This is a genomic window from Steroidobacter denitrificans, from assembly GCF_001579945.1.
GTDB classification, from domain to species: Bacteria; Pseudomonadota; Gammaproteobacteria; order Steroidobacterales; family Steroidobacteraceae; genus Steroidobacter; species Steroidobacter denitrificans.
Genome location: NZ_CP011971.1, coordinates 261139 through 275151, shown reverse-complemented (window position 1 = coordinate 275151; position 14013 = coordinate 261139). Strand labels below are relative to the sequence as shown.

At 62.3% G+C, this 14013-nt stretch carries 12 protein-coding genes; 7 read left to right on the top strand and 5 right to left on the bottom strand.

The window, feature by feature from the left end; genetic code table 11:
* Nucleotides 1-401 precede the first annotated feature (401 nt).
* Nucleotides 402-1757, top strand: coding sequence for a Do family serine endopeptidase (locus ACG33_RS01160; RefSeq protein ID WP_066917997.1), 1356 nt, complete (start codon nucleotides 402-404; stop codon nucleotides 1755-1757).
* A 173-nt stretch (nucleotides 1758-1930) separates the two neighbouring features.
* Here ACG33_RS01160 and ACG33_RS01155 read toward each other — a convergent pair whose 3' ends face one another.
* Nucleotides 1931-3202 carry an aminopeptidase gene (locus tag ACG33_RS01155; protein WP_083536322.1) on the bottom strand — a complete coding sequence of 424 codons (1272 nt, stop codon included), beginning with the start codon at nucleotides 3200-3202 and terminating at the stop codon, nucleotides 1931-1933.
* A 194-nt stretch (nucleotides 3203-3396) separates the two neighbouring features.
* Here ACG33_RS01155 and ACG33_RS01150 point away from each other — a divergent pair, with 194 nt between their 5' ends.
* Complete coding sequence (locus ACG33_RS01150; RefSeq protein WP_066922640.1) at nucleotides 3397-4635, top strand: multifunctional CCA addition/repair protein; 1239 nt, start codon at nucleotides 3397-3399, stop codon at nucleotides 4633-4635.
* 58 nt (nucleotides 4636-4693) lie between these two features.
* Here ACG33_RS01150 and ACG33_RS01145 read toward each other — a convergent pair whose 3' ends face one another.
* On the bottom strand, nucleotides 4694-5908 hold the full coding sequence (locus tag ACG33_RS01145) for a class I SAM-dependent methyltransferase (protein WP_066917996.1): 1215 nt from the start codon (nucleotides 5906-5908) through the stop codon (nucleotides 4694-4696).
* Nucleotides 5905-6048 carry a hypothetical protein gene (locus ACG33_RS15960; protein WP_157071621.1) on the bottom strand — a complete coding sequence of 48 codons (144 nt, stop codon included), beginning with the start codon at nucleotides 6046-6048 and terminating at the stop codon, nucleotides 5905-5907. Before ACG33_RS15960 ends, ACG33_RS01145 begins: the two co-directional genes overlap by 4 nt.
* 139 nt (nucleotides 6049-6187) lie before the next feature.
* Here ACG33_RS15960 and ACG33_RS01140 point away from each other — a divergent pair, with 139 nt between their 5' ends.
* Entirely contained in the window at nucleotides 6188-6868 is a 681-nt protein-coding gene (locus ACG33_RS01140; RefSeq protein ID WP_066922638.1) for a pteridine reductase, read from the top strand.
* Here ACG33_RS01140 and folK read toward each other — a convergent pair.
* Entirely contained in the window at nucleotides 6819-7793 is a 975-nt protein-coding gene (folK, locus tag ACG33_RS16425) for a 2-amino-4-hydroxy-6-hydroxymethyldihydropteridine diphosphokinase (protein ID WP_210399127.1), read from the bottom strand. The genes ACG33_RS01140 and folK overlap by 50 nt on opposite strands.
* 30 nt (nucleotides 7794-7823) lie before the next feature.
* The gene (gene tsaD / locus ACG33_RS01130; protein ID WP_066917995.1) at nucleotides 7824-8861 is read right to left on the bottom strand and encodes a tRNA (adenosine(37)-N6)-threonylcarbamoyltransferase complex transferase subunit TsaD; all 1038 of its coding nucleotides are present in this window, start codon (nucleotides 8859-8861) and stop codon (nucleotides 7824-7826) included.
* Nucleotides 8862-9214: 353 nt separating this feature from the next.
* Here tsaD and rpsU point away from each other — a divergent pair, with 353 nt between their 5' ends.
* The 4 genes from rpsU to rpoD all read left to right on the top strand — a co-directional run bounded on the left by rpsU (nucleotide 9215) and on the right by rpoD (nucleotide 14007).
* Entirely contained in the window at nucleotides 9215-9442 is a 228-nt protein-coding gene (gene rpsU, locus ACG33_RS01120) for a 30S ribosomal protein S21 (RefSeq protein ID WP_066917990.1), read from the top strand.
* Between the two features lie 36 nt (nucleotides 9443-9478).
* On the top strand, nucleotides 9479-9925 hold the full coding sequence (locus ACG33_RS01115; protein WP_066917988.1) for a GatB/YqeY domain-containing protein: 447 nt from the start codon (nucleotides 9479-9481) through the stop codon (nucleotides 9923-9925).
* A gap of 144 nt (nucleotides 9926-10069) precedes the next feature.
* Nucleotides 10070-11869 carry a DNA primase gene (gene dnaG, locus ACG33_RS01110; protein ID WP_066917983.1) on the top strand — a complete coding sequence of 600 codons (1800 nt, stop codon included), beginning with the start codon at nucleotides 10070-10072 and terminating at the stop codon, nucleotides 11867-11869.
* A gap of 263 nt (nucleotides 11870-12132) precedes the next feature.
* On the top strand, nucleotides 12133-14007 hold the full coding sequence (gene rpoD / locus ACG33_RS01105) for an RNA polymerase sigma factor RpoD (protein ID WP_083536321.1): 1875 nt from the start codon (nucleotides 12133-12135) through the stop codon (nucleotides 14005-14007).
* The last annotated feature ends 6 nt before the right edge of the window (nucleotides 14008-14013 follow it).

Below are 14013 nucleotides of genomic sequence, written 5' to 3'. Positions count from 1 at the left end.
ATTTATACGTTCAGACCTAAAAACCCATAATCACAATATCTTGTGCTTTTAAAACACAGGTCATTCACAACTTCGACCCAGGCTGCCCATAGGTTTTCCAACGGTCGCCCACAGGCTTATCCACAAATCCCTCGTTTAATGTCGGCCCGACGAAATGCCGATCACCTGCCTCATAACTCCGGTAAACGGAACTCTGCCGACAGTCCGTACGGTGTTGCTAGAATCGGAATATCGCGGGCACCTCCGGAATCAGCCGTTTGCCGGTCATCCAGGAGAGCCGGACAAGCAGCGCCGGAAACCCGACATCCGAGGACCCCGTTTGCGGGACCGCCGATCGGGGAGTGCGCAGCCATCGCCTCCGGCGTCGTGCCCAGGTTTTCAACCAATAGGATCGTGATTAAATGAGACAGCAGGCTTTCGGGCTCGTCACCGCCGCCCTGATCTTTTTGAGCACCACCGCAGCAGCGCAGCTACCGGAAAGCGTCGGCTCGACACCCGTGCCTTCATTGGCGCCGATCGTCAAGAAGGCTTCCCCGGCCGTGGTCAATATCGCGACGCGAGGCACCGTGCGCGAACAGCGTCCGCGCAATCCGTTGCTAGAAGATCCTTTTTTTCGCCGCTTCTTCGATGCACCCGATATGGCGCCGCGCGAACGCCGCTTCCAGAGTGCCGGCTCCGGCGTGATCGTCGACGCAAAGAACGGCTACATCATCACCAACGCGCACGTCATCGAAAACGCGGACGAAATCACCGTCACCTTGCTGGATGACCGTCAGATCAAGGCGGAGATCGTCGGCCGCGACAAGCCCTCGGACGTCGCCGTGCTGAAGGTCCAGGCGAAGAACCTGGTCGAGATGCCGCTGGCGGATTCCAGCGCGGCGGAGGTCGGAGACTTCGTACTCGCCATCGGCAATCCCTTCGCACTGAATCACACCGTGACTTCCGGCATCATCAGCGCCCTGGGGCGCTCGGACAACAATCCGGAGTCGTACCAGGACTTCATTCAGACCGATGCGCCGATCAATCCGGGCAACTCCGGCGGCGCGCTGGTCGACCTGCGAGGACAGCTGGTCGGCATCAATACCGCGATCTTTTCCGGCAGCGGCGGCAACATCGGTATCGGTTTCGCGATTCCTTCGAACATGGTCAAGGCCGTCATGAGCCAGCTGGTGCAATACGGCGAAGTCAAGCGAGGCATGCTCGGCGTGCAGCTCGCCAACCAGTTCACTCCGGAGATCGCCGAGAGTCTCGGGCTGGGCAACGCCCGCGGTGCGCTGGTCTCCCAGGTCGTGGAAGGCGGCGCTGCTGAAAAAGCCGGCATCAAGGCGGGCGATGTCATTACATCGGTCAACGGCCGCGGCGTCGCCAGCTCCACCGAACTGCGTAATGCCATCGGCTTGCTGTGCATCGGCGAAAGGATCGAAATCGGTCTGCTGCGCGAGGGCAAGCCACGCCGGCTCACCGCTATCATCAGCGATCGCGGCAGCGCCGATGGCAATGGTGCCGCCGAGATCCACCCTGTCTTCCAGGGCGCGTCCCTAGCCACCGCCGACAACAATGTCGGCGTACTGATCCAGAGTGTCGCGGAAGGCAGTCCCGCGGCGCGCAGCGGCCTGCGTCCGAACGACATCATTCTGGCGGTGGGACGAGTGCGCGTCACGACCATCGAGCAACTGCGCAACGCAGTGAAGGATGTGAACGCCTTCGCGATCACCATCCGCCGCGGCAACTCCACCCTGGTATTCCCGGTAGGGTGAGCGCCGCCCTCCGGCGGCGCGAACGCCGGCGCAGGATGCGCCGGCCGGATGCAGGCGGCAGGGATGCTTCCCGTCGAAAAGGTTGAACCCGCCCTCCGGCGGCGCGAACGCCGGCGCAGGATGCGCCGGCCGCAAACCTCCTTGGGGGGGCAGTTCCGCTCATGGCCTTCCCGTCATCCTTCTCGATCGGAAGCCACATCGGGACGGCCGTTCCGCTCATGAACCTTTTTCAGCCATGCATCAAGAGAATGCATGGCTGAAAAAGGTTCATGAGCGGAACCCTCACGCCAATCGTGCAAATCGCCGCAAACCTCCCGCTCTCTCGTCGCCCGATCCAGCTTCGCCAACATACGTACCCGTTCGTAAAAGCGCGGCAGATCGCCGCCCACCGATGCGAGCAGGCGCCGCAAGCCTGGCACGCAGCCGTGATAGGTCGCCGCCGGTACCAGATGCGCATTGTTCAAGGTGCGATCGAACCAGGCGTCATAGCCATGGCTGCCGTGCCACACTTCACGCATCCTGGCGTACTCGAGCTTCAGCAGACCGAAGGCATACTGCTTGCGCTCGCGCTTGCGTGCCGTCGGCAGGTCGGATGCATATAGGCTGCGCAACTGCTCACGCGTATGTAGCAACGCACGGATGAACATCGCCTCACGTCGACGCCGCTGGCGCCAATCGGCCAGTTCATCAGGCTGTCCTCGCTGCATCAGCCACCGCTCCAGGCCCGCCTCCTCGACCACCATCGCGAAGCTTTCATTGAACCGGGACTCACCCGGCAGGTAGATCACCTGATGCGCCAGCTCATGAAACACGGTTGCCGCCAGCCGCGCATCGCTCCAGCCCAGCATCGTGCTCAATACCGGATCATCGAAATGCCCCAAGGTGGAATAGGCGGACACACCGCTGACCGCGGTGTCCTTGCCGGCCGCTCGCAGGCGGCGTGCATAGCGCTGCGCACTCGCCTCGCTGAAATAACCGCGATAAACGACACAGCCTGCGATCGGGAAACACCAGCGCCGCGGCTCGACCGAAAACTCCTCGGTCGCAAACACATTCCATACCACATAGGGGCGTTCCAGATCGGCATAGCTGCGATAGCTGCCGTTGTCCGGCAGGCCTAACTCGCGCACCGCGAAGTCGCGCGCCTCGGCCACGTACGCAAGCCGTCCACGCAAGGCCGCAGGCGTATTCGCATCGGCAAGCAGCGTTGCGATGGGCTGGCGCCGGGCAGTGATCTCCATCTGCCCGGCCGCCGCCTGCATCAGATAGCAGCCCGAGGAGACCATGGCGGCACAGACCGGCAGCAACCAGCGCGCCAATGGCCGCCATCCGCCGACCCGGCGGCGCAGCCAGTACTCGATCCTGTCACGGAACCCGGGGACGAACGAAGCGCCGCACCCGTAAGACTGCCGCTGCGGCAGGCGATCCGGATCATTCGTGAACATGCGATACCATGGGCAGTGCTCTTGGCTGAGCAGGATTGGCCTGGGACGCCGTATTCCCATGCAGGACGACAGACGCCATCTGCTCGAGTATTCCAGGATCTCATAGGTGGGAGCGCATGAACGAGCATCGCACGGGACGGTCCACGCACGGACGCAGTCTGCGCAAGCCCGGACCCGCCCGCTACACTTGCCGCATGAAGATCTATCTGGTGGGCGGTGCGGTACGCGATGAACTGCTGGGACTGGCCGTGGGCGAGCGCGACTGGGTGGTCGTCGGCGCCCGCCCGGAAGAAATGATCGCCCGAGGCTTTCGTCCGGTGGGCAAGGATTTTCCCGTCTTCCTGCACCCCCAGACCGCCGAAGAACATGCCCTGGCGCGCACGGAACGTAAAACCGGCCCAGGTTACCGCGGTTTCGATACCTCATTCTCGCCCGATGTCACTCTAGAGCAGGATCTGCAGCGGCGTGATCTGACGATCAATGCGATGGCGCGCGATCTCGACAGCGGCAAGCTGATCGATCCCCACGGCGGCCAGCGCGATCTGCGCGAGCGCTGGCTGCGTCATGTCTCGGATGCCTTCATCGAAGATCCGGTGCGCGTGTTGCGTACAGCCCGATTCGCCGCCCGGTTCGCCCCGCTGGGTTTCCGCATTGCCCCCGAAACCTTGACGCTGATGCGCCGCATCGCCGCCCGCGGCGAGTTGGATGCGCTGGTACCCGAACGGGTCTGGCAGGAAACCCGCCGCGCCCTGGCCATGCCGGCACCGCAGTGCTACCTGGAAGTGCTGCGCGACGCGCAGGCGCTACCGATCATCTTTCCCGAGATTCATGCGCTGTTCGGCGTGCCGCAAGTGCCGCAATGGCATCCGGAAATCGATGCCGGCATCCATACGCTCATGGCCCTGGAACAAGCCGCCCGGCTCAGCGAAGATCCGGTGGTGCGCTTCGCCACGCTGGTGCACGATCTCGGCAAAGGCGTCACCCCGCGCAACGAGTGGCCGCGCCACATTGGGCACGAACAACGCGGCGTGCCGCTGGTCGAGCAACTCTGCGAGCGCCTGCGCGTACCGAATGCCTATCGAGAACTAGGGGTGCTCACCGCACGCTACCATCTGCATGCGCACCGTGCGCTGGAGCTCAGGGCATCGACCCTGCTGGATCTGCTGGAAAACACCGACGCGTTCCGACGCCCGGCACGCTTCGAGCAGTTCCTGCTGGCGAGCGAAGCGGATGCACGGGGACGCAAGGGCCTGGAAAAGCGTTCCTATCCGCAGGCCGACTATCTGCGCCGGGCACGCGAGGCGGCCGCTGCCATCGTCTTGGATGCCGGCGCCCGTGAAGGCCTGAAGGGTCCCCAGATCGCCAGGCGGCTACGGCGGGCGCGCCTCGAGGCGCTGCGGGATTTCAAGAAGGATCACGCCGCCGGCGCATAGCCGGAGCAAAACCAAGCCGCTGGCTCAGCGTCACTCACCCATGCCCGGATCCGGCCGCTCAGAGACTGCCAGACAGGTCCCTGACCTGAAAACCTTGTAGCGGCGCGGAAAAATTCGATGCCAAGCCGATTACCTTGAAACGCTCACCCATCTCACCGGGCAGAGTCAATAGCATGGCCTGGCGGGACAACTGCACCCGCGCGACCAGATCCTCATCCTCTCCCCGGGGCGCGAGCAACCGTTCCAGGCCGTTGCCGATGAGGAAATGCGCCTGAGTCGTAAATCCCGCCACCTCGAGCCCGGCGGCGGCCGCCGCTTCGGCCACGGCCGTGAAGTCCACCCAGGCGCCGATGTCCTGTAAACCGACATGCACCAGCGGATCATCGTGATACCGCTGGCGAAAATGGCACAATAAGGTTCCCTCGCCGCGCTCGGGCCGATAGAACTGGCGCCGCGGCAGTCCGTAGTCGATACACAGCACCACGCCCTGCTCCAAGGCGTCGCCGATCCCGGCGATCCAGGGAGCCAGACGCAGATTGATTTCGGAGCAATAGCCCTCGGGCAGCGGCTCACCCAGTGCCGCCTCGATGCCGCGTACCGCCGTTGCCAACGCAGTGTCGGCGAGCACCTCCGATCCGTCGAGCCGTCCCAGTTGCCAGGTCACGCCCAGCGCATACACCTGCCCGCCCCGGATCCGGAAACGCTGCACCGGCAAGGCGTCGAGCACCTCGTTGGCCAGTACCACGCCACGAAAACCCCGCGGCAACCGGTCCAGCCACCGCACACGCGCCAGCATTTCGGGAGCGCGCTGCGCTAACGTGGCCCGCTGGCGCTCGCGCAGATCCGCGCTCACCTCCAGGATGTCATAATGCGCCGGCAAGCGGTCCTGAGCCGCCAGTTCCAGCAGAATATCCGCTGCCATTACGCCGGAACCCGCCCCCAGTTCGAGGATGCCGGCGTCGCTCCTCCCGGCGCCGGCCGGCCCGTCGTCCCCACCCAGATGTTCGAAAATCCGGCTGCATTGATTCGCCAGGCAGCGGCTGAACAGCGAAGAAATCTCGGGTGCCGTGATGAAATCGCCGCAGGTGCCGAGTTTGACGGCACCGGCGCTGTAGTAGCCCAGTCCGGGTTCGTACAGGACCATTTCCATGAATCGCTCGAAACTGATCCAGCCATGGCAGCGTTCGATCTCGCCACGGATGCGTTCGACCAGCCGTTCGCTGTGAGCCTGCTCCTGCGCCGATAGCGCCGGCAGTGCCATCGGTATGCTCATGCCGTGCCCACCCACGCCATTTTTTCGGGTTTATTCATATCCTCACCCCAAGGAAGCTGGGGCGACAACCAGGTGGTGGCAACCCGGGGCGTTGCCGGGGAGTTTGCATCGTGCGGCAGTTCGGCGAACATGGTGTCCATGAATCATTCGATCGAGCCTGGAAAGAGGCATATTGCGGCACTGACCGGCGTCGGTGCCGAGGCAGACAGAACCTCCGCGGACGACCTCGAGGGGCGCGTCGTGCTGATCACCGGTGCCGCCCGGCGCCTGGGTGCGGCCATGGCCCGCGGGTTTCACGCCGAGGGTGCCGACATAGGCATCCATTTTTACCGTTCGCGCCAGGATGCGGAACAGTTGATGACGGAATTAAACCAAACACGCGCCGGCTCGGCCGTAGCGGTCGGCGCGGATCTGCTCGACACAGCTTCGCTGGCCGAACTGGTAACCCGGATTCAGGCGGCCTTCGGCCGGCTGGACATATTGATCAACAACGCCTCGTCCTTCTATCCGACCCCGCTGGGTGGCGTATCGGCCTCGCAGTGGGAAGACCTGATGGGCACGAACCTGCGCGCACCGTTTTTCCTGGCCCAGGCGGCGGCGCCAGCACTGCGCGCCGGAGCGGGACTGATCCTGAATATGATCGATATCCACGCGCAACGTCCCCTGCCGGACCATCTGATCTATTCCAGCGCCAAGGCCGGACTGGCGATGCTGACACGAGCGCTGGCACGCGAACTAGGTCCGGAAATCCGTGTCAATGGCATCGCCCCCGGACCGATTTTGTGGCCGGATGCCGGAATGGATGAATCGCTCAAGGCGGAGATCGTCTCCAAAACCTTGCTCAAGCGCAGTGGCTGTCCGCAGGACATCGTGCGCGCCGCCCTGTTTTTCGCCAAGAATGCCCCTTATGTCACAGGCCAGATTCTGGCTGTCGACGGAGGTCGCAGCGTGGGATGGTGATCTCCTGCAAGGAATGCGCACCCGCATCGAAGGACTCCCATAATTCGCGCATCGTCCGCAGTGCCGTGGGATGGCACAGGTCCGGGGCAATCGCCGCCAGTGGCCTGAGCATGTAATCCCGGCGCAGCAGATCCGGCCGCGGCAGAACCAGTCCGGGCAAATCGCTCACCCGATCGCCATATAGCAGGATGTCCAGATCCATGGTTCGCGGTCCCCATTGAGGCGCCTGCGGCGGGCGATCGCACAAAGCCTCGATCTGCTGCAATTGGTCGCGCACCGCCTCGACGGGCAGATCGCTGTCAAAACCGACGACCAGGTTAATGAAATCCGCCCCCTCGAATCCAACCGCCTGATTGCGATACGCCGGTGAGACCTTCAACGGCCCGAAGCGGCCCTCGAGCGCCTGCAGCGCCCGGTCCAGGTATTTCTCCGGCTCGATATTGCTGCCGGCAGCGACGAACACCTCGACCATCCCTCGACTGTCCAGATCACTTCCCTCGGAGGCGACCCTACCGATGCCCGCCGTCTCCGGATCGTGCGGCCGGCATTCCTGCCCTTGACCCGCCGGATAATCCGAGGATTGACGCTCGATCTCGATACCCACGTCACGCGCACCGCGGATCGCACCCTGCTTGTTCAAGCGCACCTTGACCCAGGAGATCCCGAACTCGGTAACCAACAGCCGAGCGATGCTCTCCGTCAGCGTTTCCACCAACTGGTAGCGGGAATCCGCCACGAACGACAACAATCGCTTGGCGACGCGCTTGTAATCGAGCGTATCGTCGATATGGTCGGTGGCGGCAGCGCGGCGCACATCGGCAGCCATTTCCAGGTCGATAATGACGGTTTGCTTGACCCGCCGCTCCCATTCCCAGATGCCGACGACACAATCTACGCGCAATGCGCTAAGAAAAATCTTGTCCATGAAAATTGAAGGCCTTAATCCCGCCGTGAGTCAGACCGCCGCCCTACACATTTTCCCCGGAGGCCGCAAGGTATCCAGCGGCCAACGCGCGGCGGCGCGGATCTGCAGTCCATCCTGCTCGCCCTCGATCAGGCGTCGGTAGCCAGCGTACGCGATCATGGCGGCATTGTCCGTACAGAACTCCGGGCGAGGATAAAGAACGCGCACACCCCGACGCTCGCCTAATGTCGTAAGCGCCTGGCGCAACGCTCGATTTGCGCCGACGCCGCCGGCTACCACCAGAGTAGACAGCCCGGTCTGTGCGATGGCGCGCACGCACTTGGCGAGCAAGGTATCGACCACTGCCTGCTGGAATTCGCAGGCCACGTCAGCCCGTCCCTGGGCATCGAGTTCGACGCCGCGCGTCGCCACCACTACGGCGGTCTTCAAGCCGCTGAAGCTGAAATCCAGGCCAGGACGATCCAACATTGGGCGAGGAAGGCGGAACCGCCCTGCGCGCCCCTGCCGGGCCAGTTGCGCCAGAGCCGGACCGCCAGGATAAGGCAGCCCCAGCAGTTTCGCAGTCTTGTCGAACGCCTCGCCGGCCGCATCGTCGAGCGAAGTGCCGATGATTTCGTAATCGCCCAGTCCTCGCACCTGTGCAATCAAGGTATGCCCCCCGGAAACCAGCAACGCCAGGAACGGAAAGTCGGGTGCATCCGCATCGAGCAATGGTGCCAGCAGGTGCCCTTCCAGGTGATGCACCCCGACCACCGGACAATCCCAGGCGAACGCCAGGCTCCGGGCCACTGAGGCGCCCACCAGCAGGGCTCCTGCCAGCCCCGGGCCGGCGGTATAGGCCACCGCATCGATCTGCTCGGGTTCAAGCGCAGCCTCACACAGCGCGCGCTCCACCAGAGGCAGGAGCTTGCGCACATGATCGCGCGAGGCCAACTCGGGAACGACTCCACCGTACTCGGCGTGCATCTGCGCCTGGCTGTACAGGCAATGCGACAACAAACCTCTCTCACCGTCATAGACGGCGGCGGCGGTTTCGTCGCAGGAGGTTTCGATACCTAGTACTTTCATACTCTTATGGTTGCACATCGGAGTTTCGGATCGTATGGAATCGTTTCGACCGGTGCGGCGGGCGGCCCGCCGGAGCGCTCTAGTCATCAGTCTGGGCCAGCTGCCTGGACTGGCTGCCTGGGTTATTTTTCCGGGCCATCCACCGGATCGCCCCGGCCTGGGCAGGTCCGGAAAGCCCGCCGCATTGAAAACCCGCTTTGATTTTCCCATCCTGTCTCATTAAACTGTCACGTTCTTCGGCCACCCCGATGCCGCGGCACGCTTGCGCGCGCTCTCGAGGGAGGCCCGAGTAATCGAGCCGCCCAGTAATCCAGTCCAATAATCGAGTCAGTCCGGCTGATCAAGAGGTAGCGATGCCGAGTGTTCGCGTCCGAGAAAACGAGTATTTCGATGCCGCTCTGCGGCGCTTCAAGCGCGCCTGCGAAAAGGCTGGCGTACTGACCGAGCTGCGCCGACGCGAATTCTACGAAAAGCCGACCCAGGAACGGAAACGCAAAAAGGCGGCAGCTGTGAAGCGCCACATGAAGCGCGCCAATCGCGATCCCAATGCGCGTGGCGGCATGCGCGCCCGCATGTATTGATCCGTCCCGCCTAGGAAATTCACTCCTGTCCCGGCCATGTCTCTGAAAGAGCGCATCACGGAAGACATGAAGACGGCCATGCGCGCCAAGGATGCCGAACGCCTGGGCACGATCCGCATGATCACTTCGGCGATCAAACAGCGCGAAGTAGATGAACGCATCAATCTGGATGATGCGCAGATCCTGGCGATCGTCGAAAAAATGATCAAGATGCGCAAGGAATCCGTATCCCAGTTCCTCAGCGGCGGCCGCGAGGATCTGGCTGCAAAGGAAAACAAGGAAATCGAACTGCTGCAGGGCTACCTGCCCGACCAGCTCTCCGATGCCGAAGTCGACGCCCTGATCCAGGAGGCGATCGCCGCAGCCGGCGCCGTGTCGATCAAGGACATGGGCAAGGCCATGACGATCCTGAAACAGAAGATTCAAGGCCGCACCGATATGGCTGCAGCCAGCGCCAAACTCAAGACACGCCTCAGCGGCTAAACTTCCCGGCGTCGCGCCGGGGCCCGCCCGTCGGGCGTCTCCTGGACCCGCCATCCGGCGATCGACGCATGCCATGCGTTCCATGGCTTTGACTGCGCGGCCGCACGGCATATTCTTGCCATTTTCCCGCTTGCCACTGCCGCCGTGTCCGGACGCATTCCCCAGCATTTCATAGACGAACTCATCGCTCGAGCGGACATCGTCGAGTTGATCGGAATGCGCGTGCCTCTCAAGAAGCACGGTAAGGAATTCAAAGCCTGCTGCCCTTTCCACGGTGAAAAGACTCCGTCGTTCACCGTCGTCCCCGAGAAGCAGTTCTATCATTGCTTCGGCTGCGGCGCGCACGGCACTGCGCTGGGCTTCCTGATGGAGCACGACCATTTAAGCTTCGTCGAAGCTGTCGAGGATCTCGCCGAGCGCGTCGGACTCGAAGTTCCGCGTGAGAATCGCGCCATCGCCCGCCCGACGACGAGCGATGGTCTATTCGCCATCCTGGAGGAAGCTGCACGGCTGTATCGCCGTGAACTTGAAAATTCCGAACGTGCCAGGAACTACTTTCGAGCTCGCGGCCTGGATGGCGAAATCGCGGCCAATTTCGGCTTGGGCCACGCACCGGACGCCTGGGATTTTCTGACCCGCACGCTGGGCCGATCAGATTCGGACCGCCAACAGCTGCTGCGGGCAGGTTTGATCGTCGAACGTGAGCGTAAACCCAGCCCAAGAGAAGGCTCCGCCGGCTATTACGATCGTTTTCGCGATCGAGTCATGTTTCCGATTCGCGATGCTCGGGGCCGGACGATCGGTTTCGGCGGGCGGGTGCTGGACAAGGGCGAGCCGAAGTACCTGAACTCGCCGGAAACCGAGTTGTTCCACAAGGGCCGGGAACTCTACGGGCTGTACGAGGCGCGACAGGCCTCGCGGATCCTGCCCCGGCTGCTGATCGTCGAGGGCTATATGGACGTGATCCGCCTGCACCAGGCGGGCATCGCCTATGCCGTAGCCACCCTGGGGACGGCCACGACACCCGATCATCTGACACGAGTTTTTCGCCTGTGCAATGAGTTGGTCTTTTGTTTCGACGGCGACCGGGCCGGACGAGCGGCGGCCTGGAAGGCGCTGGAGAATTCCCTGAGCCAGATGCGCGAAGGACGTCAGATCCGCTTCCTGTTCCTGCCCGACGGGCAGGATCCGGATTCGCTGGTCGGCGCCGAAGGACGCGAGGCTTTCGAGGAACGTCTTGGAGGCGCCGTACCGCTATCGGAGTATTTCATCAACCATCTCAGTGCGCAGGTCGACCTGCAAAGTCTGGACGGCCGCGCCAGGCTCGGCGAACTTGCACGACCGCTGCTCGAACGGATTCCTGTGGGGCTGTACCGTGAACTGCTGGCCGATGCGGTCGCCCGGACCGTAGGCCTGGATCGTGCGCGGCTCAACGTCGCTCTGCATCGCCAGGACGGCGTGGCGGCAGGCACGGACACCTCTGCCTCACCTCACCCCCGCACCCACCTCGGACGGCACAGCCTGGTCCGTCAGGCCATTCGTCTGCTGGTGCACTACCCGCAGATAGCCAACTGCATCCCGGATACGGCCACGCTCGCCCGCCTCGAGCGGCCGGGAGCGGCCTTGCTGGTCGAGTTGATCGAGACTCTGAAGGCACAGCCTTGTGCAACCACTGGCACCCTGCTTGAACGTTGGCGTAACCGCCCCGACATACGGGCTTTGGCCAAGCTGGCTACCCAGGAACCTCTGATCCGGGATATGGATGGGGCGGCAAGCGAATTGCGAGGTGCGATCCAGCAGTTGGCCGAGGAAAGCAACCTGATGCGTGAAATTCAGCTGCTCCGGAAACGGACCGGTCCCGGTCTGGACGAGACGGAACAAGCGGAACTACAAGCGTTACTGGTGAGGCCGCGGGGGCACCCTCCCGCCTTGCACCGGCGATGAGTCCGGCGCTCGACGGGCCGGATACCGGCAGTGGATGACAAACCAGAGACCGCCATGGCGCGATACCCCGCTCCCGCCGCGGCATCAATGAACATAAGCCGCTGAATTTTAATTATTTAGTATTCAGTAGCCATGCGGGCGCGCGGCGGACGCATGAATGTGGACAGCAGTAAATATCCAGGAACCCTGGCGCCCGCAAATCGATCTAAGTAAACTGCGCGGTCTTTTTCAGCCCGCTCTGCCACCCTTCGAGGGCCTCCAACTTGAGCAAAACCCTAGCAGCAAGAAAGGAACCGGCACAGATCGCCGATGAGCGTCAGTCGCAACTGAAGCTGCTGATCGCCCGCGGCAAAGAGCAGGGCTTTTTGACCTACGTAGAGGTCAATGATCATCTCCCCAGCGAAATCGTCGATCCTGAACAGATCGAAGATATCGTCAATATGATCAACGATATGGGCATTCCGGTCTACGAGAAAGCCCCCGAGTCCGAGACGCTGCTGCTGCGCGAACCGGTCGTTGCCGACGAAGAGGCAGCCGAGGAAGCAGCCGCCGCACTTGCCACCGTCGACGCCGAGTTCGGCCGCACGACCGACCCCGTACGCATGTATATGCGTGAGATGGGCACGGTCGAACTACTGACCCGCGAAGGCGAAATCCGTATCGCCAAGCGTATCGAGGAAGGTCTGGATACGGTGCGCAGCGCCCTGTCCAGCTATCCGATGACCTATGAGGCTCTCCTGGGTCAGTATGAACAGGTGAAGGCAGGACAGGGACGCCTGGTGGATGTCATCACCGGCTTCATCGATCCCAATGCACCCGATGAGATTGCCGCTCCCGTCAATCCCAAGCTGGCGGCCGCCGAGGAACCCGAGGAGAGCGAGGATGACGACGGCGACTCCTCCGAGGAAGAATCGCTGGATACGGGACCGGATCCCGAGGAGGCGGCGCGCCGCTTCGCGTCCATTGCCAAACTCCACCAGCAGACGCTGAAGGCGCTGGGCGAGAAGGGAGGACGGGAACCAAAAACCCAGAAGTTGCGCAAGAAACTCGCCGGCGAATTCATGGAATTGAAGCTTTCGCCGAAAATGTTCGATGCATTGATTATTCAACTTCGCGATCATGTTGCCGAGGTTCGTAACCTCGAGAAACAGATCATGGTAATTTGTGTGCGCGATGCCGGCATGCCGCGCAAGGACTTCATCTCTACGTTCCCGAAGAACGAGACGAATACCAAATGGCTGGACAAGCATATCCGTGCCAAGCGCAAACATTCGGCAGCACTCGCTCGATTACGCGAGAATATCGAAAGCCACCAACAGAAGCTCGAGTCCCTCGAGAAACGCGTGCACCTGACGATAGCGGAGATCAAAGAGGTCAATAGGGAAGTCGCCGTGGGCGAAGCCAAGGCACGGCGCGCCAAGAAGGAAATGGTCGAGGCCAACTTGCGCCTGGTGATCTCGATCGCCAAAAAGTACACCAATCGCGGCTTGCAATTCCTGGACCTGATCCAGGAAGGCAATATCGGCCTGATGAAAGCCGTGGATAAATTCGAATATCGCCGCGGCTACAAGTTCTCGACTTATGCCACGTGGTGGATTCGCCAGGCGATCACCCGTTCGATCGCCGATCAGGCGCGCACGATCCGCATTCCGGTGCACATGATCGAGACGATCAACAAGCTAAACCGGATTTCCCGGCAAATGCTTCAAGAGATGGGCCGCGAACCGACGCCTGAAGAGTTGGCCGTACGCATGGAAATGCCGGAGGACAAGGTCCGCCGCGTCCTGAAGATCGCCAAGGAACCCATCTCGATGGAGACCCCGATCGGCGATGACGAAGACTCGCATCTGGGCGATTTTATCGAAGATACTCCCGTTGATTCGCCAATAGATTCGGCGACGATGGAATCACTGCGCGAAACGACTCATTCGGTGCTGGCAGGACTGACGCCGCGCGAAGCAAAGGTGTTGCGCATGCGTTTCGGCATCGACATGAATACCGACCATACCTTGGAAGAGGTAGGCAAGCAGTTCGACGTCACACGCGAACGCATCCGTCAGATCGAGGCGAAGGCGCTGCGTAAACTGCGTCATCCCAGCCGCAGCGAGCAGTTGCGCAGTTTCCTGATGGACGACTGAGATCGG